This window comes from Nocardiopsis sp. iso_25, assembly GCF_056173305.1.
The window spans coordinates 4,474,569-4,497,091 of the sequence record NZ_CM149667.1 but is presented as its reverse complement, the minus strand read 5'-3'; the positions used below and the strand labels follow the sequence as shown (position 1 = coordinate 4,497,091).

Sequence of the window (22,523 nt, the reverse complement as noted above, 5' to 3'; positions counted from 1 at the left end):
GACCCACGTCCGACAGGCGCCCGCGACCAGTCCGTGGGAGGAAGGCAATGGGGAACACGGGAGGCACCGGCCGCAGCGCCATCAGGGCTCAGATCAACAGGATCGTACTGATCCCCAGCATCACCTTCCTGGCGCTGTTCGTCGTCCTCAGCACGGCCACACTCGTCCAGGCCGTGTCGCTGCGCTCCTCGGTCGGCGACGGCCGCGCCGGGATCCGGCTCGCCGCGGCGCTCACCCTCCTCCAGGAGGAACGCCGCCTGAGCGCCGCCTACCTCGCCGACCCCGCCGAGGACGGCCGCGCCGCCCTGTCCGACGCGGCCTCGCGCACCGACGAGGCGCTCGCCCCCGTCCACGACCTGCGCGGCACCATCGGAGACCGGGACGACCCGGACACCGAACCCCTCTCCGAGGACTTCTTCACCTCCCTGACCGAGGTAACGGAGCTGCGCGCCCGGAACCTCGCCGAACCCGGCCCCGCCGAGGACGCCCTCACCGTCTACACCACCGCGATCGGGCAGGGCATTCGCCTCTACGCCGGTACCGCCCGCTCCCTCGACAGCGGGCCCGCCGCCGCCGAGGCCGCCGCCGTCACCGACCTGATGTGGGCCCAGGAGAGCTTCAGCCACGCCGACGCCCTCATCGCGGCCGTGCTCGCCGAGGACTCCCTCGACCGCTTCCAGCAGGCACAGGTCGCCGCGCTCACCGCCGACGCCCGCCACCGCGTCGACATGGCCCCTCCCGGCCCCGCCGCCGACGACGGCGAACCCCCCGCCCTGACCGCCCTCGCCGAGAGCCGCTCCTGGCAGGACGCCCTCTCCGTCGCGGACACCCTCGCCACGTACGAGGCCCCTCTCGTCGTGGACGCCCTCACCGGCGAGCAGACCCGCGACCCCGCGCCGCCCGAGGGGCTCGGGGGCTGGCGCGAGGCCGCCGACCAGGTCAACGCCGAGCTGGCCGACATCACCGCCACGCGCTCCGTCTCCGTCGTCACCGCCACCGAGCAGGCCAGCTCCTGGATGCTCACCCTCGCCCTGGGCGGCAGCATCACCTCCCTTTTCGCGGGCACCCTCGCCTACGGTGTGGCCGCCCGCTCCGCCGGGCGCCTCACCCACCGGCTCGCCCAGCTGCGCGCCGACACCCTGGGCAGCGCGCGCAGCGACCTGCCCCGCATTGTCCGCCGCCTGGAGTCGGGGGAGCAGGTCGACCTCGACACCGAGATGAAACAGCTCGACCACGGCGACGACGAGGTCGGACAGGTCGCCGACGCCTTCAACATCGCCCAGCGCACCGCCGTCGCCGCCGCCGTCAAACAGGCCGACATCCGCGCGGGCGTCAACCGGGTCTTCCTCGGCATCGCCCACCGCCACCAGTCCCTCCTCCAGCGCCAGCTCCAGCTGCTGGACCGCGTCGAGCGCGAGGAGGAGGACCCCGACCTGCTGGAGAGCCTCTTCCAACTCGACCACCTGGCCACCCGGGGCCGCCGCCACGCCGAGAACCTCATCATCCTGGGCGGCGCCCAGCCCGGACGCCGCTGGCGCCACCCCGTCCCGCTCGTGGACATCCTGCGCGGCGCGATCTCCGAGACCGAGGAGTACACCAGGGTCCGCCTGACCTCCGTCCCCGACCTGTCGCTGGCCGGCGCCGCGGTGGCCGACGTCATCCACATGCTCGCCGAGCTGGTCGAGAACGCCACCGCCTACTCGCCGCCGCACACCCAGGTCACCATCGCCACCGAGTCCGTGCCCAAGGGCGTGGCCGTGGAGATCGAGGACCGGGGCCTCGGCATGACCGAGGAGGTCCTGACCAGCTCCAACCGCACCCTCAGCGAGGCGCCCGAGTTCGACGTCATGACCTCCGGCGGGGACTCGCGCCTGGGCCTGTTCGTCGTCGCCCGCCTCGCCGCCAAACACGACATCCGGGTGCAGCTGCGGCACTCGCCCTACGGAGGCACCCGGGCGGTGGTGCTCATCCCCGGCGCCCTGGTCGCCTCCTCCTCCAACGCCCCGGACCTGCCCCGCGCGGCCATCCGCCAGGGCGCCCACTCGGTACTGAGCGAGCCGTCGGGGCAGCACGGCGACACGCTCACCGCGCAGGACGCCCCCCACCGGACCCGGCCCCTGCTGCGCCCGGTCCCCCGCGACGGCGACGGCGACGGCGACGGCGCGCGCCCGGCCCGGGGCACGCCCCTGCTGCGCCGGGTACCCGCGCCCGCCTCCGACCCCGGGAACGCGGACGCGGCTCCCGGGACCGAACACGGGCCCGGCCGGGTCGGGGCCGCACCCGGCCGCCCCGGGCTTCCCCGGCGCAGGCGCCAGGCCAGCCTCGCACCCCAGCTCAGAGCCGCGGACCCGCCGGAGTGGGACGAAGCCGACCCTCCGGGCTCCTCCCGGCGCACCCCCGAACAGGCACGGCGGATGATGGACGCCTTCAGCGCCGGGACCCGGCGGGGTCGGGCCGCGGACATCGGGGCCGACGCCGACGAACGTGAACACAGCAGTGACGGTCAGGTCGGTGCGAGCGCCGACGATCACACGGGAGAAAGCGACTGACATGGTGGGCAAGAGCAAGGCCGCTGACAACCTGGACTGGCTCCTGGACGACCTGGTCGACCGCGTCGTCGGTGCCGAGAACGCGATCGTGCTGTCGGCCGACGGACTGCTGCTCGGAGGCTCGCGGGGACTGGCCTCCGAGGACGCCGAGCACCTGTCGGCCCTGGCGTCGGCGTTCCAGAGCCTGGCACGCGGGACGGGCCGACACTTCGGCGGCGGCGACGTCCGCCAGACCGTGGTGGAGATGGAGCACTCCTACCTCTTCGTCACCGCCGCTGGCGCCGGAGCGTGCCTGGCGGTGCTGGCCAGCGAGGACGCCGACGTCGGCCTGGTCGCCTACGAGATGAACCTGCGGGTCAAACGGGTGGGCCAGTTCCTCACCGCCGCGCCGCGCAGGCCGGACCACCTCACCGTCACCGGGAGCGCCGGTTCATGAGCACGCCCGGAGAGCGGCGCGGAGCGCCGCCGGCCGTGCCACCGGCTCCGGACGAGGCGGCGCAGCCGCTGTCCGGCAGCCAGGCACTGGCCTGGTACAGGGGCAGGGGGCACCCGACCTCGGAGGGGCCCGCGGCGGGTGTCGTGCTCGGCGACGCCCCCTCGGGTCAGCTCGTGCGCCCGTACACCATGACCGGGGGCCGCACCCGGCCCCGGACCGGTCCGCGCCTGGACCTGGTCACCATCGTCGTCGCCGCCGCAGACCGCGGGGACCGGGAGGGAGAGCCCGAACAGCAGGCCATCCTGAGCCTGTGCCGCAGACCCATATCGGTGGCCGAGATCTCCGCCCGGCTCGACATCCCCCTGACCGTCGTCAGGGTGCTCCTGGGAGACCTCCTCGCCGACGGCGACGTGCGCACCCGGGCGCCCATGACCCAGCTTCCCGAGAAGAAAGTACTTCAGGCGGTACTCGATGGCATCCGCAGACTCTGACACCAGGCCGCAGGAAGCGATCCCCCAGGCGGTCAAGATCATCGTCGCGGGCGGTTTCGGCGCGGGCAAGACCACACTGGTCGGCTCCGTCAGCGAGATCACCCCGCTCAGCACGGAGGAGGTGATGACCGAGGCCAGCTACGGCGTGGACGACCTCGGGGGAGTGGAGGACAAGACCACCACCACGGTCGCCCTGGACTTCGGCCGCATCACCATCAACCCCGACATCGTCCTGTACATGTTCGGCACCCCCGGACAGGACAGGTTCTGGTTCATGTGGAACGAACTCTCCCAGGGGGCGCTGGGCGCGGTCGTGCTGGCCGACACCCGCCGCCTGAACACCTGTTTCCACGCCGTGGACTTCTTCGAGCGCCGCGGACTGCCCTTCGTGGTCGCGGTGAACCGCTTCGAGGGCTCCACCACCTACCGGCGTGAGGAGGTCCGCGAGGCGCTGGACATCTCCGCCGAGGTGCCGGTCATCATGGCCGACGCCCGCGAGCGCGAGTCCTGCAAGGAGGTGCTGGTGGAGCTGGTCACCCACGTGATCCGGGGCCGGAGCCCCGTCATGAGCGGGTGACACGTCCGGGTCGCGGACCCGGACAATCCCTGTGGATTCGATCCGGTATACGTTCGGAGGACACGCCCGTGCAACAAGGTGCCGAACGCTACAATGTCGCGGCAGTGACCACCGGCCCCACCGGGCACCCCATCCGCCTCTCATCTGAATCCTGGTATGCGAAACTCTGACCGACTTCCCCCACGCGAACTGCCCAAGCGGCGCTCCGGCCGCCACCGCAACCCGCTGTCCTTCGACAACTGGTTCGGCACCCCCGCCCTGATCATGGCGGTCCCGGGCACGGCCGACCGGGCCAGGGGCGCCGACGGTGGGTCGATCGGTGCCCGGATGGCCGACCTCGTGCGCGCCTACCGCCCCGAGGTCACCATCCGCTACGGCCACACCGAGGGCGACGAACAGAGCCTCACCGAGGCCCTCACCGATCTCAAGGACGACCAGGGCAGCCCCCTGTCCGCCGTCGTCGTCCCGCTGGTCACGGCACCGCACGCGGACACGTCCGCGGCGATCGAGGCGGCCGTCGCCCGGACGGGCGCCGAGGCGCGCATCACCGAGGGCCTGGGGCCGCACCCCATGCTCGCCGAGGTGCTGCACCTGCGCCTGGCCGAGTCCGGATACGTCCGCGCGGACCGCATGCGCCTGATCAGCGTCGTCGCCCGTGACACCACCATGGCGGACGGCATCATCGTGGGCGCCGTGGGCGGCGAGGCCGCGGCCGGGGCCGCGGGGGTGAGCGCCGTGCTGCTCGCCGCGCGCCTGGGCCTGACCGTGCTCCCCGCCGACCTGGAGAACGAGGCCGCGGTCGAGCAGGTCGTGGGCCAGCTGAGACAGGGCGGCTGCAAGCGCCCGGTGATCGCGCCCAGCGCCCTGGGGCCGGAGTTGCCCCGCGAGGAGCTGGAGGCGCTCGCCGCGCGCTTCGGAGCCAGGCTCGGCGCGCCCCTGGGCGCGGACAGCCTGCTGGGCAAGATCGCCGCCCTGCGCTACGCCGAGGTCCTCAACTCCCTGGGCGTGGAGCAGCCGCCCACGGTCGAGGAACTGCCCGCCCCGGTGGGATCCCGGCACCGTCCGGAATCCTGACGGCGCGGCCGCCACGAACGCGACCTTTCCGACAGCGCCCCGAGGGCGCGACACGCCGTAACCCGGCACACGACGGTGTGCCTCCCGGGGGCCGTCCGCACAGCGGGCGGCCCCCGTCGCGTGCGCCCGGCCTCCGGACCTGCGGTTTCTCGCCCCGAGAGCGGCCGTTAACACATCCACGGGCGGGAACCGCCCCAAGAAAAGGCAACTGATAGTGATCGTTTGACAGCATAAAGCAAGGATTCTTCGATAGCCTCGGCTTGACCGAAAGCCGCCGGGGCGCCCTCTCGCCGCCCGGCAACCGCACAGGCCGGAGGGGGCCATGCGCAGAATCCGCGACAACGCGCCCACGATCCGGAGACAGCTCACCCGCATCGTGCTGATCCCGAGCCTGTGCTTCCTCGCGCTCTGGCTCGTCGTGGCCGCCATCGGCACCATCCGCGCCGTCCAGTTCATGGGAGCCGTCGTCCAGGCCCGTGAGGGAACACAGGTCTTCTCCGCCGCGGCGGAGGAGGTGAAGGCCGAACGCCGCCTCTCCCTGGTCCACCTGGGCCGCTTCGAGAGCACCGGCGCCCGCGACGACGGGGTCGGCGCGGCCCTCGACGAGCAGCGCGAGCGCACAGACACCGCCGTGGCCGAGGCCGTCGCGTTCGCCGAGCGGCTGCGCGGGACCCGCGACGACGAGGTCGAACGCAGCGCGACCGACCTGGTGGACAGCGCCGGGGTCCTCGACGAGGTCCGCGCGGACGTGGACGCGCACGACGCCGGGCAGGAGGAGACCATCCTGCGCTACGGCGAGGCCCTGGCGGGCACCACCGGCGCCATCACCGCGCTCGTGCACACCACCGACGGCGGGGAGAACCTCACCGACGCCGTCCTGACCAGCGAACTCATGAGCGCGTCCTCCGCCTACTCCACCGCCGACGCGCTGCTCGCGGGAGCCATCGCCCGGGGTGAGATGAGCTACGAGGAGACGGCGCACTTCACCTACCTCACCGCCTCCTACCGCGACACCCTGGAGCCGGCCAGCACCGCCATGCACCCGAGCGTGGCCGCCCGCTACGAGGAGATGGTCTCGCTGCCCGCCTGGTCCCGGGCGGAGGAGCTGAGCCGCCGGGTGGTCACCCGGCAGCCGCTCGCAGAACCTGACGAACCATCTGCAACGGACGAATCCGTCCAGGGGGCCACGGGCTCGGGCTGGAACGCCGACGTCGACATCAGGGCGCAGGCCTGGGACGGCTCCTCCGCCGAGGCGGCCCTGGCGCTACAGGACCTGGCGGGGGACCAGGCCAGGCGCACCATCGACCTGGCCTGGAGCGCCGCGCTGCTGCGCGTCTTCCTGGGCGTGGCGGCGGCCGCGCTCACCCTGGCGGGCGGCGCGGTGGCCATCGCCGTGGTCGGCCGCTCCTCGCGCCGCCTCACCGATCGCCTGACCCACCTGCGCGAACAGATCCTGGACCGCGACGGCGACCTGCCCGACATCGTCGACCGCGCCCAGCGCGGCGAGAAGGTCGACGTCCAGGAGGAGCTGCCTCCGCTGGACGAGTGGGGCGACGACGAGATCGGCCAGGTCGCCGAGGCCTTCGACGCCGCCCAGCTCACCGCAGTGGAGTCGGCCGTGCTCCAGGCCGAGATCCGCCGGGGGGCCAACCGCGCCTTCCTGGGCATCGCCTTCCGCAACCAGGCCCTGGTCCAGCGCCAGCTCCGCCTGCTCGACGAGATCGAGTACCACGAACAGGACCCCGAGGCGCTGCGCCGCCTCTTCCGCCTGGACCACCTGGCCACCCGCGCGCGCCGCTACTCCGACAATCTCATCATCCTCGGCGGGGGGCAGTCGGCCCGCCGCTGGCGCCAGCCCCGCCCGCTCGTGGACGTGCTGCGCGCCGCCATCGCCGAGACCGAGGACTTCGAGCGCGTCCGCCTGACCTCGGCGCCCCGCGTGCTCATGCACGGGCAGGTGGTCGCCGACGTGGTGCACCTGCTCGCCGAGCTCGTCGAGAACGCCACGCAGTTCTCCCCTGCGGGCACGCCCGTGGACGTCGGCTGCACCCCGGCCGCGGAGGGGCTGGTGGTGGAGATCGAGGACCGGGGGTTGGGCATGTCCGAGCGCGGCTACGCGGAGGCCGAGCGCACGCTCACCCAGCCTCCCGAGTTCGACGTCATGGCCCTGCCCGAGGACCCCCGGCTGGGACTGTTCGTGGTGTCCCGCCTGGCCGGTCGGCACGGGGTCCGGGTCTGGCTGCGGCCCTCGCCCTACGGAGGCACCCGGGCCACCGTGCTCATCCCCGCCTCGCTGCTGGAACCGGTCGACAACCTCCTGACGGTCGCGGGCACGCCCACGGGCCGCCCGGCGGCGCACGGACGGGAGGCGCGCGTTGCGGCCGGGTGGGGTGCGCCCCCCGCGCGGGCGGCCCTCACCACGCGCGGCCACGGTGCGGGCGGCGCGGACGGCGCCGTCCACGGGCGTACCGGCCCGCAGACTCCCGCGCCGCCCTCGGCGCAGAGCGGTCCTCAGCCCCTGGCGACGCAGTACCGAACCGGCCCGCAGGCTCCCGCCACGCCTCCGGGACAGACCGGCCCACAGCTCTTCGTGCCGCGACCGGACCCGACCGGACCGCGGGTCCCCGTGCCGCCTCTCGGACAGAGCGGTCCGCAGCCCTCGGTACCGAGGCCGGACCGGACCGGCCCGCAGGTTCCCGCGCGCGGAGGACAGACAGGTCCGCGGCCTTCCGCCGCCCCCGCCGGACAGAGCGGTCCGCAGGTCCCCGTGCCGCCTTCCGGGCAGACGGGCCCTCAGCCCTTCGCCCCGCAGCCGGACCCGACCGGCCCGTACGGCGTCGTCCTCGCACACACCGGACCGCAGGGTTCCGTTCCCGCGTCCGGCGGCCCCGCTGCGCCGGGGGAGACGGGGGAACACCCCCTCCCGGACTCGTACGGACACCCGCTCGGACAGGAAACCGTCCCCGGACCGTGGCCCGACGGCGCGGTGCGCGCACCCGCCCCCACGCAGCCGAGGGGGAACGGTGAGAGCTGACGGCAGCCCCGGTCGCAGAGCGGCCGCGCACGCTCCCAGAACCCACTCCGACCCGCCTCCGGCCCTCCCCGTCCCCGAGGAGGAACCCGGCCAGGAGCGCTTCCTGCGCCCCTTCGCCGTGGCCGCGGGAGATCCCGACGCCCACGCCTTCGGTGTCCCCCGCAGCGGCCCGGACGAGCCCGACCTGCTCAGCCTCGTCGTCGCCGCCCGCGTCCCGGGCCGCCACGAACTGCTGCGGCCCGAACGCGAGGCCCTCCTCCGCCACGCACTGCGCGCGCGTACCGTCGTCGAGCTCGCCGCCGAGGTGCGCCTGCCGGTCGGCCAGGTCAGGGCCATCGTCTCCGACATGGTCGCCGACGGCTCGCTCCAGCGCTGCGGCCCCTCACGCCCGCTGGGCCGGGAGGACCTGCTGCACGCCGTCCTCGTCGGCCTGCGCGCGCTGTGACCGGTCCGCCCTCCTCCCGCCCGGACCCGGATTGCTAGCGTGCCGCTCATGCGCAGCACCGAACACATCGGCGTCATCGGAGCGGGCATCGTCGGCCTGGCCCTCGCCCGCCGCCTCACCCTCCACCGCCCCGGCACCCGCGTCACCGTCCTGGAGAAGGAGGACCGGGTCGCCGCGCACCAGACGGGCCACAACAGCGGCGTCGTCCACGCCGGGCTCTACTACAGGCCCGGATCCCTCAAGGCCACGCTGTGCCGGCGCGGCGTCGGCCTGCTCAGGGACTACTGCGCCGAACACGGGCTGCCCTACCACGAGGTCGGCAAGGTCCTCGTGGCCGCCGACGCCGAGGACGAGGCACGCCTGGACGACGTCGAACGCCGTGCGCGGGAGAACGGCGTCCCCGGCGTCACCCGGCTGGGCCCCGAGGGCCTGCGCGAGATCGAACCCCACGCGGCGGGCGTCGCCGCCCTGCACTCACCGACCACCGCCGTCACCGACTTCGTCGCCGTCGCAGAGCAGTTCGCCGACGACGTGCGCCGGTCCGGCGGCCGGGTCCTGCTCAACACACCCGTGCTGGACCTGCGCCAGGAGCACGACGGCGTCCGCGTCCTCACCGGCGACCCCCGGGGCGAGCGGCTCGTCCACCGCTTCGACCGGCTGGTGGTCTGCGGCGGCCTGCACAGCGACCGCCTCGCCCGCATGGCGGGCGCCGCGGAGGACCCCCGGGTGGTGCCCTTCCGCGGCCAGTACCACGAACTCGTCCCCGAGCGCCGACACCTGGTGAACGGCCTGCTCTACCCCGTCCCCGACCCGCGTTACCCCTTCCTCGGGGTGCACCTGACCCGCCACGTTCACGGCGAGGTCATGGCCGGGCCCAACGCCATCCTCGCCACCGCTCTGGAGGGCTACCGGGCACGCGACGTGCGCACCCGCGAACTCGCGCGGACCCTGTCCTGGCCCGGGTTCTGGCGCCTGGCCCGCCGCCACTGGACCGTGGGCGCCCGGGAGACCCTCGTGTCCGCCTCGCGGGCCGCGTTCGCCGCCCAGGCCCGGCGGCTGCTGCCCGAACTGGCCGCCGCCGACCTGCGCCCGGCCCCGTCCGGGGTGCGCGCCCAGGCACTGGCCCGGGACGGCTCCCTGCTTGACGACTTCCACGTGGACACCCACGGGCGGGTGGTGTGCGTGCGCAACGCGCCCTCGCCCGCGGCCACGTCTTCCCTGGCGATCGCGGAGTTCCTCACCGACACGTTCGTCCCCTGACCGCCGGGGTAGGGGGCTCCGACGCGGCCCCCGCGCGTGTCGACGGGGGTTTTCCACAGGTTCGAGGACACTCTGGTAGGGGCCTCCGCGGCGTCCCACCATAAGAAGTGGCGGCGGTGCGGGAGGGTCCCGCTACCGCCGCCGGAGGTGACCATGCGTGTTCTCCGGTGGGTCGCGGCGGTCCTCGCCGCCGCGCTCGCACTCGTCGCGGCCCCGGCCGCAGCCAGCCCACGAGGGGGAGAGTTGGACGGATTCACCATCGGGCACCTGCCCGACCAGATCGACGACCAGACCTCGGTCTCCGACTTCGACTACGAGTGGGGCGGCGTGTCCTTCTCCAGCCGGGTGTGGGAGACGACCCTGGAGGGGGGAGGGGCCAGGGTGGTCCTCCAGGTCCTGGTCATGCGCGGCGACAGGCTCACCGACCTGTCCGCCGTCCGCGGCTTCCTGACCGAGTACCACGAGCGCTCACCCGACTGGGAGCTCACCGAGTTCGACAACAACGGCCACACCGCCCTGCACGGCGAGACCGAGGCGTTCTGGACGCCCTTCAGGGGGGTGGCGGTGGAGGTCCGCGACGCCTTCGGCCTCGTCGGCCAGAAGGAACTCCTGACCACCGCACGGGGCGTCAGAGCCGCCAACCCCGCCTGAACCGGCCTCAGCAGCCCGAGAGCACCTCGCGCAGCGCCGCCTCCTCGTCCGGGTCCACGGTCAGGTCCCACACGTGCTTGACCTCGATCCACGAGACCACGTAGTCGCAGTGCGAGGACTCCAACGGCGGCAGCCAGTCCGCCGGATCGGCGTCGCCCTTGGACCGGTTGGTCGAAGCGCTCACCGCCCACAGCTGGGAGGAGTCCAGGTCGTTGGCGAAGTGCCCGCGCTCCTCGGTCGTCCACGCGTGGGCGCCCGAGCGCCAGCCCTCCTTCAGGGCCACCATGTGGTCGATGTCCAGGTCCTCCGCCTCGGTCAGGGTCTCCCCGTCATAGGGGCTGTACCAGGAACCCGACACCGGTTGGCAGTCGTCGTCGACCCGCACGTCCTCTCCGTCGCGCAGCAGGACCACCTGACGGGTGGTGCAGTTGTCCTGTACACCGCTGTCCCAGTGGGGGAAGAGCGCCCTGTCGTACCCCGGCGGGTCGCTCTCCTCCTCCACCCGCAACTCCTCCATCCACTGCCGGGCCTGCTCCACCGACGAGGAGGCGCCGCCGTCCCCGGGCGCGGACGAACCGTCGTCCCGGGGTTCGGCGGTGCGCTCGGGGTCCGGTTCGATCACTCCCAGCTGGTACAGCACGAACGCGGCGACGGCGAGGACGCCGACAACGGCGGTCACCAGACCACCGATCTTCGACGCGGCCTTCTTGGGCATCAGGGGCTCCACAACGGGTCGGGCGCCACGCGCGGACGGCGCGCGGTCGTCCCCACCAGCTTGGCCCATGCCGGGCAGGGCCGTAACACCGCTCCGAGCCAGGTGTTGCTCACCAGGAGCCGCACCGAGAGGGGAGGAGCAACCGAGAGGGGAGAGGGAAACATCAGGACGCGAGGAGGTCGGACACGAAGGAGCCCACCAGCAGCAGTCCTCCAACCGCGCTGTGGTGTGGTGCCGTGCCCGCACGCGGTCCGGCTGGACCCTGAGCGTTCGCCAGGCGTACAGGACCGTGCCCGCCGACACCGGCGCGCCCTCCACCACGGCCGCCGCCACCGGCGTCTCCCACAACCCCGGGCCCGGCACCGCCTACCCCTTCCCCGTGTCCCCGTGCGCCGCAGCCGCGCCGGGCACCGTGTCCGGCCACTCCTGGAAGGCGCGCACGAACCCCTCCACCAGCAGCCCGTAGGACTGGTCCACGTCCTCGGGCAGGCCGAAGCCGCCGCGCGTCTCCAGGTCCACGAACCCGTGCAGCGAACTGCGCAGCGCCCGGATCGCGTGCACGGCCTGCTCATCGGCGATGCCGAACCCGCGCAGGACGGCGGCCAGGACCCGTACCGGGTCGGTGACCAGCTCGGCCTCGGCCCCGGCCAGCACCGGCAGCTGCTGCAGGGCCGCGTAGCGTCCCGGATGGGCGTGCGCGTAGCGGCGGTAGGCGTCGGCCGTCGCGCGCAGCGCCTCTGGACCGGAACGGCCCACGGCGGCGCGCTGCACCTGCTCACCGATCCCGTTCGCGCCCAGCAGCGCCACTTCCCGGCGCAGCCCCACCAGTCCGTCGACGTGCTTGTACAGACTGGGCGTGGCCACTCCGAGCCGTTTGGCGACCGCGGCCAGGGACAGGGAGTCGAACGCCTCCTCGTCGCAGAACCGCGCCGCCTCCTCCGCCACCACCGCCGGGGACAGCCCCGCCCTAGGCACCGGCCACCACCTCCCGGAGCAGTGCCTGAACGGCGGGCACGACCACGTCGGGCCGCTGCGCCTGGGCGTAGTGGCCGCACTCGGGCACCATCAGCACCGAGCCCCCGACCACGGAGGCCACGTGGTCGGCATGGGCGCGCGGGTCCTTCCAATCGGGGTCCTGCTCACCCATGACCACCACGGCCCGGGCCCGCATCCCCTCGGTGTCGGCGACGGTCTCGTTGGGCGCGTGGATCGTCCGGTACACGGCGTGGTAGCGGTCGGCCGGACGCAGCATTCCCAGGACGAGTTCCAGCTGGCGCCGGTGCCCCTCGGGCCTGCGGCCGGTGTGCAAGCGGTCGTAGACGGCGGTCAGGGCGCGGGGACCCCAGGGCCGCAGCAGAAGGAGTCGCAGGCCGAGACGGGCGAACGGGCCGAGGGAGGGCGGGCCCAGGGCCGGGCCGAGCAGGGCGACGCCGGCCACCAGGTCGGGCCGCTCCTTGGCCGCGATGGCGGCGGCACCCGCGCCGAGGGAGTTGCCCACGATGACCACGTCTTCTCCGCCCAGCTCCTCGGCGAGGGCGAGGGCGTCGGTGGCCGCCGCGCGGCTGGTGTGGTCGTCGAAGGTGGTGTCGCTGTCGCCGTGGCCGCGCAGGTCCATGGCGGCGACCCGGTACCCGCCCTCGGCCAGGCCCGCGCCGACGAAGCGGAAGGAGTGGCGGTGGTCGAACATGCCGGGTACGCAGACTACGAGCGGGCCGGTGTTGTCGGCTCCGTAGAGGTCGTAGGCGATCCGTCCCTGTGGACGTGTGAGGTGGTGCATCGTGTTCTCCCTGCCGATCAGCTTTCCCTGATAACCAGAAAGCTAATGTCATTAGCCAAACAGGTCAAGGGGCCCGGGCCGGGTTCTTCGGAGGAGGCGGTGGCCGCGGCGGGCCGAGGCCGCGCGATCTATGCCCTCACCACAGCCGATAGCGTGGGAAGGCCGGAAAACCGGATGGCTTTCCGCCACGTCCGACCTACACTCCAAGGCAGATCGAGCCCCGTGGGGCCCGCCTACACAACAGAGAGCAACACAGTGACCGACATCATCGACGAACTCCAGTGGCGCGGCCTGCTCGCGCAGACGACCGACCTTGACGCACTGCGCAAGGCGCTCGCCGATGGTCCGATCACCCTGTATTGCGGATTCGACCCGACGGCGGGCAGCCTGCACGTGGGCCACCTCACCCAGATCCTGACCCTGGCCCGCTTCCAGCAGGCGGGGCACCGCCCGATCGCGCTGGTCGGCGGCGGCACCGGTCTCATCGGCGACCCCAAGCCCAACGCCGAGCGCCAGCTCAACTCGCTGGAGACCGTGCGGGGCTGGGTCGACAACCTGGGCGGGCAGCTGTCCGCGTTCCTGCGCTTCACCCCCGAGGGCGAGCAGCCGGAGCCGACCGACGCCGTCCTGGCCAACAACGCCGACTGGCTCGGGGAGATCAACGCCATCGAGCTGCTGCGCGACGTCGGCAAGCACTTCAGCGTCAACCAGATGCTCGCCAGGGAGACGGTGCGGAGCCGGCTCGACGGCGAGGGCATGAGCTACACCGAGTTCAGCTACGTGCTCCTTCAGTCCTACGACTACGTCCAGCTCTACCGCCGCTTCGGCTGCACGTTGCAGACCGGCGGTTCCGACCAGTGGGGCAACATCACCGCGGGCCTGGACCTGGTCCGCAGGATGGACGGAAACGAGCCGCACGGCCAGGCGCACGGGCTGACCACCAACCTGCTCACCAAGGCCGACGGCACCAAGTTCGGCAAGACGGAGTCCGGCAGTGTCTGGCTCGACCCCGAGCTGACCTCGCCGTACGCCTTCTACCAGTTCTGGTTCAACGCCGACGACCGCGACGTGGTCCGCTACCTGAAGACCTTCAGCTTCCGCGACCGCGACGAGATCGAGGAACTGGAGCGCCAGACCGAGGAGCGTCCGCAGGCCCGCGCCGCCCAGCGCGTCCTTGCCGAGGACCTCACCGTCCTCGTGCACGGCGAGGAGGAGTGCCGCAAGGTCAAGGAGGCCAGCCTGGCGCTGTTCGGCCGCGCGGACCTGTCCGACCTGGACTCCCGCACGCTCGACGCCGCCCTGGCCGAGGTGCCCCGGGCCGAGGTCGACGGTCCCGTCGACGGGCTGCTCGTGACCGACGCGTTCGCGCAGAGCGGCCTGACGCCGAGCAAGTCCGCGGCCCGCCGCGCTATCCAGGAGGGCGGGGCCTACGTGAACAACGTCAAGGTCACCGACGTGGAGGCCGTGCTCCGCCCCGAGGACGTGCTCCAGGGACGCTTCGTCGTGCTGCGCAAGGGCAAGCGCAACATCGGCGGCCTGGTCCTCAACGGCTGACGGGCCGCTCCGCGGGCCGGTGTCCGCCACCGGCCCGCGGAGCAGCCGGAGTCCGACGGGCACCGACGGGTTTCGAGCGGGAATCTTCCGGGCAGGATGCCCGTTGTCTGAACAAAAGCCGACGTAACAGCGCGGACCCGGTGTGAGCACCGCGCACGTCACAGGGGCCCGAACAAGCCGTCCGACAGGGGCGACAGAGCCCCGGAGCGCGGTTGATGCGCGTACCGGGCTCCGGCTTGACGTCTGCCCCCGCCCTCCCTATACTCGAACGAGTCGCTGCGGGACGGTGAGAGGCCTTCGGGCCGACTCGGAACCGGACCGGGTCCGGCGACACCCCTCCTCCTCTCAAACGAACCGGTTCGAGCACTGCTCTTCATCGGCTAGGCTTCGGGAGGCGCTTCCAAGGAAACACGGAAGCGAAACAGGAAACGGGCTTTACCCCGATCAGAAACACCACAAACCGCCGATTTGGCGGGGCGCGGAACACCTGATAAAGTAAAGACACAACAAAGCGGAAACGCACAACGCCTTCGGCGGAAAAGCTCACAGCAGCTTGTACACGAAGAGCGGTTGTTTCTTGAGAACTCAACAGCGCGTGTTTGATTTTCTTTAAGCCATGTTTGTTTTGGCCCCGTCACACAGAACCATTCCGGTTCGTGTGCGGAGGTTCCTTTGATTAGCCGGGGTAACCCGGTTGGTCAGGATTACTTCTAGGTTTACCCGCCCAGGCCTCACGGCCGGGTCGGGTTGAGTGACCTTTATGGAGAGTTTGATCCTGGCTCAGGACGAACGCTGGCGGCGTGCTTAACACATGCAAGTCGAGCGGTAAGGCCCTTCGGGGTACACGAGCGGCGAACGGGTGAGTAACACGTGAGCAACCTGCCCCTGACTCCGGGATAAGCGGTGGAAACGCCGTCTAATACCGGATACGACCCGCCACCTCATGGTGGAGGGTGGAAAGTTTTTCGGTCAGGGATGGGCTCGCGGCCTATCAGCTTGTTGGTGGGGTAACGGCCTACCAAGGCGATTACGGGTAGCCGGCCTGAGAGGGCGACCGGCCACACTGGGACTGAGACACGGCCCAGACTCCTGCGGGAGGCAGCAGTGGGGAATATTGCGCAATGGGCGAAAGCCTGACGCAGCGACGCCGCGTGGGGGATGACGGCCTTCGGGTTGTAAACCTCTTTTACCACCAACGCAGGCTCGAAGTTCTCTTCGGGTTGACGGTAGGTGGGGAATAAGGACCGGCTAACTACGTGCCAGCAGCCGCGGTAATACGTAGGGTCCGAGCGTTGTCCGGAATTATTGGGCGTAAAGAGCTCGTAGGCGGCGTGTCGCGTCTGCTGTGAAAGACCGGGGCTTAACTCCGGTTCTGCAGTGGATACGGGCATGCTAGAGGTAGGTAGGGGAGACTGGAATTCCTGGTGTAGCGGTGAAATGCGCAGATATCAGGAGGAACACCGGTGGCGAAGGCGGGTCTCTGGGCCTTACCTGACGCTGAGGAGCGAAAGCATGGGGAGCGAACAGGATTAGATACCCTGGTAGTCCATGCCGTAAACGTTGGGCGCTAGGTGTGGGGACTTTCCACGGTTTCCGCGCCGTAGCTAACGCATTAAGCGCCCCGCCTGGGGAGTACGGCCGCAAGGCTAAAACTCAAAGGAATTGACGGGGGCCCGCACAAGCGGCGGAGCATGTTGCTTAATTCGACGCAACGCGAAGAACCTTACCAAGGTTTGACATCACCCGTGGACTCGCAGAGATGTGAGGTCATTTAGTTGGCGGGTGACAGGTGGTGCATGGCTGTCGTCAGCTCGTGTCGTGAGATGTTGGGTTAAGTCCCGCAACGAGCGCAACCCTTGTTCCATGTTGCCAGCACGTAATGGTGGGGACTCATGGGAGACTGCCGGGGTCAACTCGGAGGAAGGTGGGGATGACGTCAAGTCATCATGCCCCTTATGTCTTGGGCTGCAAACATGCTACAATGGCCGGTACAATGGGCGTGCGATACCGTAAGGTGGAGCGAATCCCTAAAAGCCGGTCTCAGTTCGGATTGGGGTCTGCAACTCGACCCCATGAAGGTGGAGTCGCTAGTAATCGCGGATCAGCAACGCCGCGGTGAATACGTTCCCGGGCCTTGTACACACCGCCCGTCACGTCATGAAAGTCGGCAACACCCGAAACTTGCGGCCTAACCCCTTGTGGGAGGGAGTGAGTGAAGGTGGGGCTGGCGATTGGGACGAAGTCGTAACAAGGTAGCCGTACCGGAAGGTGCGGCTGGATCACCTCCTTTCTAAGGAGTCTTTACAGGTCGGCATTACTTCTACAGCCGGCCGGACTCGAAAGTGGACCCGGCAGCATGACACATCTTCGGGTGTGGGCTGTTCGGGAGTGGCTGAAGATGAATCGAACTTGACCTCGGGCGACTAGAAGCGTCCGGGGGCGCGCTGTTGGGTGTCTGAGGAAACAACCTCTGCTCCGTTGTGGAGTGGGTGTTGGTTCCCGCGGACCGCCTCTGAGAACTCTCGGTTCCTTGCCGTTGTGGCTGAGGATGTGAGTGGTGTTGGGGTATGCGGTTGGTGTTTTGATTTGTGAATAGTGTGCGCGAGCATCTTATTATCTGTAGTGGCCAAGTGATAGTGGCACACGGTGGATGCCTTGGCACCAGGCGCCGATGAAGGACGTGGGAGGCCGCGATAGGCCACGGGGAGCTGTCAACCGAGCTGTGATCCGTGGGTGTCCGAATGGGGAAACCTAGCCCGAGTTGTGTCGGGTTGCCGCCATCTGAATGTATAGGGTGGTTGGTGGTGACGCGGGGAAGTGAAACATCTCAGTACCCGTAGGAAGAGTAAACAACAGTGATTCTCCTAGTAGTGGTGAGCGAACGGGGAAGAGGCTAAACCGTAGGCGTGTGATAGACGGCAGTCGTTGCGTTTGCGGGGTTGTGGGATGCGTCTGTCTGGGTCTGCCGACCTGGAGCGCTGAGTGGTTCTTGTAGCTGAAGCCGTTGGGAAGCGGTACCGGAGTGGGTGAGAGTCCCGTAGGTGTAGGAAGAACCTAGGTGTTGGATGTATTCCCGAGTAGCGCGGAGCCCGTGAAAGTCCGTGTGAATCTGGCAGGACCACCTGCTAAGCCAAAATACGTCCTGGTGACCGATAGTGCACTAGTACCGTGAGGGAAAGGTGAAAAGTGCCCCGGTGAGGGGTCGTGAAATAGTACCTGAAACCGTGTGCTGTCAAGCCGTCAGAGCTGAACTTCGTGTTTGGTGATGGCGTGCCTTTTGAAGAATGAGCCTGCGAGTCATGGTGTGTGGCGAGGTTAACCCGGGTGGGGTAGCCGTAGGGAAACCGAGTCTGAATAGGGCGATTTGAGTCGCATGCTGTGGACCCGAAGCGGAGTGATCTACCCATGTCCAGGGTGAAGCGGGGGTAAGACCTCGTGGAGGCCCGAACCCACCAGGGTTGAAAACCTGGGGGATGAGGTGTGGGTAGGGGTGAAAGGCCAATCAAACTCCGTGATAGCTGGTTCTCCCCGAAATGCATTTAGGTGCAGCGTCGCGTGTTTCTTGCTGGAGGTAGAGCTACTGTTTGGCTGATGGGCCCGACAAGGTTACTGACGTCAGACAAACTCCGAATGCCGGTTAAGTGAAGCGTGGCAGTGAGACTGCGGGGGATAAGCTTCGTAGTCGAGAGGGAAACAGCCCAGATCATCAGCTAAGGCCCCTAAGCGTGTGCTAAGTGGGAAAGGTTGTGGAGTTGCTGAGACAACCAGGAGGTTGGCTTAGAAGCAGCCATCCTTTAAAGAGTGCGTAATAGCTCACTGGTCAAGTGGTTCTGCGCCGATAATGTAGCGGGGCTAAAGCACACCGCCGAAGCTGTGAAGCTCAAGACTAGTTTCTTGGGTTGGTAGGGGAGCGTCGTGCGTCCGGTGAAGCTGCCGAGTGATCGTGTGGTGGAGGGCGTGCGAGTGAGAATGCAGGCATGAGTAGCGAAAGCAACGTGAGAAACGTTGCCGCCGATTGACTAAGGGTTCCTGGGGCAGGTTAATCCGCCCAGGGTGAGTCTGGACCTAAGGCGAGGCCGACAGGCGTAGTCGATGGATAACGGGTTGATATTCCCGTACCCGTGCACGAGCGTCCAGTACTGAATCAGGTGATGCTAACCACGCTGGTGGTCTTGGGTCCCTTCGGGGAGCTTTGACTTACTGGTCTGGGAACCGAGCTTGTAGTAGGTAAGTGATGGGGTGACGCAGGAGGGTAGCTCTACCCGGCGGTGGTTGTCCGGGGGTAAGCGTGTAGGCTGAGAGGTTGGCAAATCCGCCTCTCATGTGAGCTGAGACGTGATGCCGAGCCGTTTTTGGTGAAGTGAGTGATCCCATGCTGTCGAGAAAAGCCTCTAGCGAGTTCGTGTGTGGCCAGTACCCTAAACCGACGCAGGTGGTCAGGTAGAGAATACCGAGGCGTTCGGGTGAACCATGGTTAAGGAACTCGGCAAATTGTCCCCGTAACTTTGGGAGAAGGGGAGCCCTGTCTGGTGACGGATCTTGCATCCTGAGCTGGGTGGGGTCGCAGATAGCGGGGGGAAGCGACTGTTTATTAAAAACACAGGTCCGTGCGAAGTCGTAAGACGCTGTATACGGACTGACGCCTGCCCGGTGCTGGAACGTTAAGAGGACTGGTTAGTGGGGGTTCGCCCTTGCGAAGCTGGGAATCTAAGCGCCAGTAAACGGCGGTGGTAACTATAACCATCCTAAGGTAGCGAAATTCCTTGTCGGGTAAGTTCCGACCTGCACGAATGGCGTAACGACTTCCCCACTGTCTCAACCATGGGCCCGGTGAAATTGCACTACGAGTAAAGATGCTCGTTTCGCGCAGCAGGACGGAAAGACCCCGGGACCTTCACTATAGCTTGACATTGGTGTTTGGGATGGTTTGTGTAGGATAGGTGGGAGCCGGTGAAGCTGTCACGCTAGTGGCGGTGGAGGCGTTGGTGAAATACCACTCTGACTGTTTCGGGCATCTAACTTTGGACCGTGATCCGGTTCGGGGACAGTGTCTGGTGGGTAGTTTAACTGGGGCGGTTGCCTCCCAAAGAGTAACGGAGGCGCCCAAAGGTTCCCTCAGCCTGGTTGGTAATCAGGTGTTGAGTGTAAGTGCACAAGGGAGCTTGACTGTGAGACGGACGTGTCGAGCAGGAGCGAAAGCTGGGACTAGTGATCCGGCACCGGCGTGTGGAAGCGGTGTCGCTCAACGGCTAAAAGGTACCCCGGGGATAACAGGCTGATCTTCCCCAAGAGTCCATATCGACGGGATGGTTTGGCACCTCGATGTCGGCTCGTCGCATCCTGGGGCTGGAGTTGGTCCCAAGGGTTGGGCTGTTCGCCCATTAAAGCGGCACGCGAGCTGGGTTTAGAACGTCGTGAGACAGTTCGGTCCCTATCCGCTGTGCGCGTTGGAGACTTGAGAAGGGCTGTCCCTAGTACGAGAGGACCGGGACGGACGAACCTCTGGTGTGCCAGTTGTCCTGCCAAGGGCATGGCTGGTTGGCTACGTTCGGGAGGGATAACCGCTGAAAGCATCTAAGCGGGAAGCTTGCTTCGAGATGAGGTCTCCTGCCTCCTTGAGGGGGTAAGGCTCCCTATAGACGATGGGGTTGATAGGCCGGGTGTGGAAGCCTTGTGAGGGGTGGAGCTGACCGGTACTAATAGGCCGAGGGCTTGTCCGCTGCAGATAATTGGATGTTCGCGCACACTTTTCACGGAGTTTACTGCTCACTGTGATTCCCTGCCCTGTGGGGGTGGGTGGAGTTGGGTGGGTGGTGTGTGGTTTCCGTGGTGGTTATTGCTGGAGGGTCACACCCGGTCTCTTTCCGAACCCGGTCGTTAAGTCTCTTTGCGCTGATGGTACTGCCCTGTGGTGGGGTGGGAGAGTAGGTCGCTGCCACGGTTTTTCTTGAAGGAGGGGTGGGGTTGCCTGTTAGGGGTGGCCCTGCCTCTCTTTTTTTGTGTGGGGGTGGGGTGCCTGTTAGGGCGGGTCCGCCCCTTTTTTTGTGTGGGGGTTTGTGCGTTTGTGAACGTTGGGGTGGGTGTGCGGGGGTGTGGGTGCCTGGGTGGGCCCCCCTGTTTCCAGTCAACCGGATGCGGGCGTGTCGGTGCCAGGGCCTGTTGCGTGCTGTGGACAACCCGATCCGGTGTGCGCAGACGCTGCTGGGAAAGTAGGACCTTGGGCACCTGCGCTCTGGTGATGAGCGGCGACACCATGTCGTAAGCTGGAAGGCACGAGTACTATGACGCGCTGCTACTGCTCAAGGTGGCAGCGCTTTTGATTGTTGACGGACGGGTTGGATGACTGAGGACAGCCGATCGGGAGACCGCGAGGACTCCGGAGCCAACGAGCGCGGCGGTTATCGCTCCGGTGGACCTGGTGGTCGGGGACGCGGTGACGGACCCCGCGCCCGGTCCGGCTACAGCGGTTCCAGAGATGACAGAGGTCGTGACGACCGGCGCGGAGGATACCGCCGGGACGACCGTGACCGCGGGGGTTACCAGGGTCGCGACGAGCGTCGCGGCGGTGGCGGTTTCCGCGGCGGGGACCGTCGGGACGACCGCGGCGGCTTCCGTGGTGAAGGCGGCGGAGAGCGCCGCGACCGCCGTGACGACCGTGGTGGTTTCCGTGGTGGGGACCGCCGTGACGACCGTGGCGGGTTCCGTGGTGGGGACCGCCGCGATGACCGTGGCGGGTTCCGTGGTGGGGACCGCCGCGATGACCGTGGCGGGTTCCGTGGTGGGGACCGCCGCGACGACAGGGGCGGCTACCGCGGCCGGGACGACCGCAGGGATGACCGCCGCGACGACCGGCCGGATGATCGGGGCGGCTTCCGTGGCGGCGACCGCGACCGCGCTGGTTCCCGGGGCCGTGACGACCGCCGTGACGACCGTGGTGGTTTCCGCGGCGGAGAGCGCCGTGACGACCGTCGGGGCGGCGGCTTCCGGGACGGCGGGCGTAGGGACGACCGCCGTGGCGGCGGGTTCCGCGGTCGTGACGACAACAGGGGTGGCGGGTTCCGCGGCCGTGACGACCGGCGCGACGACCGCCGTCCGCCTCGTGAGGACCGCGACCCGGCCGACATCGCGCCCCAGCTCCCGGAGGAGGTCAGCTACTCCCAGCTGGACCCCGAGACCAGGCGTGACCTGCACTCGCTGCCCAAGTCGCTGGCCGAACTCGTCGGCAAGCACATCGTCGCCGCCGGCATGCTCCTGGACGAGGACCCCGAGCGGGCCTACGCCCACGCGGCCTACGCGCGCCGCAAGGCGTCGCGGGTTCCCGGCGTCCGCGAGGCCTCCGGCGTGGCGGCCTACACCGTGGGCAAGTGGCAGGAGGCCCTGTCCGACCTGCGCGCCGCACGCCGGATGAGCGGACGCGACAACTTCCTCGCGATCATGGCCGACAGCGAGCGCGGTCTGGGCCGTCCCGAGCGGGCGCTGGAGATCACCAACGACCCGGCCGCCAAGGACCTGGACTCCGCCGAGCGTATCGAGTTGCGCATCGTCGCCTCCGGGGCCCGCCGGGACATGGGCGACGCCAAGGCAGCCCTGGCCGAACTCCAGGTGCCCGAGCTCAAGGAGCGGCGCGCCCGTCCGTGGGTCGCCCGCCTCTTCTACGCCTACGCCGACGTCCTGGAGGAACTGGGCCGCGAGGACGACGCCCGCGAGTACTTCTCGCGCGCCTCGGCCGTGGACAGCGACGGCGTCACCGACGCCGACGAGCGGCTGGCCGCCCTGGAGGGTATGGAGCTGGTCGACTACGACGCCGAGGACGGCATCGTCTGGACCGACGCCGAGGAGCAGGAACTCCTGGAGGAGCCGGAGGAGGACGCGTCCCCGCGCGACCGCGACCGCGGCGAACGGTACCGCGGCCGTGAGGACCGGGACTGAGCCCCTTCCACGGAGCCGGCGGTACCGCACC

At 69.0% G+C, this 22,523-nt stretch carries 15 protein-coding genes and 3 rRNA genes; 14 read left to right on the top strand and 4 right to left on the bottom strand.

Annotated features, from left to right (window positions below; genetic code table 11):
• Window positions 1-47: 47 nt before the first annotated feature.
• The 9 genes from AC0VX6_RS19320 to AC0VX6_RS19280 all read left to right on the top strand — a co-directional run bounded on the left by AC0VX6_RS19320 (window position 48) and on the right by AC0VX6_RS19280 (window position 10,517).
• Window positions 48-2,549 carry a sensor histidine kinase gene (locus AC0VX6_RS19320; RefSeq protein ID WP_274974047.1) on the top strand — a complete coding sequence of 834 codons (2,502 nt, stop codon included), beginning with the start codon at window positions 48-50 and terminating at the stop codon, window positions 2,547-2,549.
• A gap of 1 nt (window position 2,550) precedes the next feature.
• Entirely contained in the window at window positions 2,551-2,985 is a 435-nt protein-coding gene (locus AC0VX6_RS19315) for a roadblock/LC7 domain-containing protein (protein WP_212643572.1), read from the top strand.
• On the top strand, window positions 2,982-3,476 hold the full coding sequence (locus AC0VX6_RS19310; protein WP_248771290.1) for a DUF742 domain-containing protein: 495 nt from the start codon (window positions 2,982-2,984) through the stop codon (window positions 3,474-3,476). Before AC0VX6_RS19315 ends, AC0VX6_RS19310 begins: the two co-directional genes overlap by 4 nt.
• Window positions 3,457-4,053, top strand: coding sequence for a GTP-binding protein (locus tag AC0VX6_RS19305; RefSeq protein WP_248771289.1), 597 nt, complete (start codon window positions 3,457-3,459; stop codon window positions 4,051-4,053). Before AC0VX6_RS19310 ends, AC0VX6_RS19305 begins: the two co-directional genes overlap by 20 nt.
• A 156-nt stretch (window positions 4,054-4,209) precedes the next feature.
• Window positions 4,210-5,127: a sirohydrochlorin chelatase gene (locus AC0VX6_RS19300; protein WP_274974046.1), complete on the top strand. Its 918-nt coding sequence runs from the start codon at window positions 4,210-4,212 to the stop codon at window positions 5,125-5,127.
• A gap of 322 nt (window positions 5,128-5,449) precedes the next feature.
• On the top strand, window positions 5,450-8,161 hold the full coding sequence (locus tag AC0VX6_RS19295; RefSeq protein ID WP_274974045.1) for a nitrate- and nitrite sensing domain-containing protein: 2,712 nt from the start codon (window positions 5,450-5,452) through the stop codon (window positions 8,159-8,161).
• On the top strand, window positions 8,151-8,606 hold the full coding sequence (locus tag AC0VX6_RS19290; RefSeq protein WP_274974044.1) for a DUF742 domain-containing protein: 456 nt from the start codon (window positions 8,151-8,153) through the stop codon (window positions 8,604-8,606). Before AC0VX6_RS19295 ends, AC0VX6_RS19290 begins: the two co-directional genes overlap by 11 nt.
• Before the next feature lie 48 nt (window positions 8,607-8,654).
• Window positions 8,655-9,866, top strand: a complete 1,212-nt coding sequence (lhgO, locus tag AC0VX6_RS19285; RefSeq protein WP_248771286.1) for an L-2-hydroxyglutarate oxidase — start codon at window positions 8,655-8,657, stop codon at window positions 9,864-9,866.
• A gap of 243 nt (window positions 9,867-10,109) precedes the next feature.
• On the top strand, window positions 10,110-10,517 hold the full coding sequence (locus AC0VX6_RS19280) for a hypothetical protein (RefSeq protein ID WP_368045843.1): 408 nt from the start codon (window positions 10,110-10,112) through the stop codon (window positions 10,515-10,517).
• A gap of 7 nt (window positions 10,518-10,524) precedes the next feature.
• Here AC0VX6_RS19280 and AC0VX6_RS19275 read toward each other — a convergent pair whose 3' ends face one another.
• The 3 genes from AC0VX6_RS19275 to AC0VX6_RS19265 all read right to left on the bottom strand — a co-directional run bounded on the left by AC0VX6_RS19275 (window position 10,525) and on the right by AC0VX6_RS19265 (window position 13,009).
• The gene (locus AC0VX6_RS19275; RefSeq protein ID WP_274974042.1) at window positions 10,525-11,232 is read right to left on the bottom strand and encodes a GmrSD restriction endonuclease domain-containing protein; all 708 of its coding nucleotides are present in this window, start codon (window positions 11,230-11,232) and stop codon (window positions 10,525-10,527) included.
• Between the two features lie 366 nt (window positions 11,233-11,598).
• Window positions 11,599-12,207: a TetR/AcrR family transcriptional regulator gene (locus tag AC0VX6_RS19270; RefSeq protein ID WP_475465496.1), complete on the bottom strand. Its 609-nt coding sequence runs from the start codon at window positions 12,205-12,207 to the stop codon at window positions 11,599-11,601.
• On the bottom strand, window positions 12,200-13,009 hold the full coding sequence (locus tag AC0VX6_RS19265) for an alpha/beta fold hydrolase (protein ID WP_475465494.1): 810 nt from the start codon (window positions 13,007-13,009) through the stop codon (window positions 12,200-12,202). The genes AC0VX6_RS19270 and AC0VX6_RS19265 overlap by 8 nt, the downstream gene beginning before the upstream one ends.
• A 255-nt stretch (window positions 13,010-13,264) precedes the next feature.
• Between AC0VX6_RS19265 and tyrS the strand changes: the two genes are divergently transcribed.
• The 4 genes from tyrS to rrf all read left to right on the top strand — a co-directional run bounded on the left by tyrS (window position 13,265) and on the right by rrf (window position 20,504).
• Entirely contained in the window at window positions 13,265-14,563 is a 1,299-nt protein-coding gene (gene tyrS, locus AC0VX6_RS19260) for a tyrosine--tRNA ligase (RefSeq protein ID WP_274974038.1), read from the top strand.
• 757 nt (window positions 14,564-15,320) lie between these two features.
• Window positions 15,321-16,853, top strand: a 16S ribosomal RNA gene (locus AC0VX6_RS19255).
• Between the two features lie 333 nt (window positions 16,854-17,186).
• Window positions 17,187-20,284 (top strand): 23S ribosomal RNA (locus AC0VX6_RS19250).
• 104 nt (window positions 20,285-20,388) lie between these two features.
• Window positions 20,389-20,504, top strand: a 5S ribosomal RNA gene (gene rrf, locus AC0VX6_RS19245).
• Together the 16S, 23S and 5S rRNA genes form the textbook arrangement of a ribosomal RNA operon.
• 338 nt (window positions 20,505-20,842) lie before the next feature.
• On the opposite strand, the gene AC0VX6_RS19240 is transcribed toward rrf, so the two are convergent.
• Window positions 20,843-21,793, bottom strand: a complete 951-nt coding sequence (locus tag AC0VX6_RS19240) for a hypothetical protein (RefSeq protein WP_475465492.1) — start codon at window positions 21,791-21,793, stop codon at window positions 20,843-20,845.
• A gap of 15 nt (window positions 21,794-21,808) precedes the next feature.
• Here AC0VX6_RS19240 and AC0VX6_RS19235 point away from each other — a divergent pair, with 15 nt between their 5' ends.
• Window positions 21,809-22,492 carry a hypothetical protein gene (locus tag AC0VX6_RS19235; protein ID WP_475465491.1) on the top strand — a complete coding sequence of 228 codons (684 nt, stop codon included), beginning with the start codon at window positions 21,809-21,811 and terminating at the stop codon, window positions 22,490-22,492.
• Window positions 22,493-22,523: the final 31 nt, after the last annotated feature.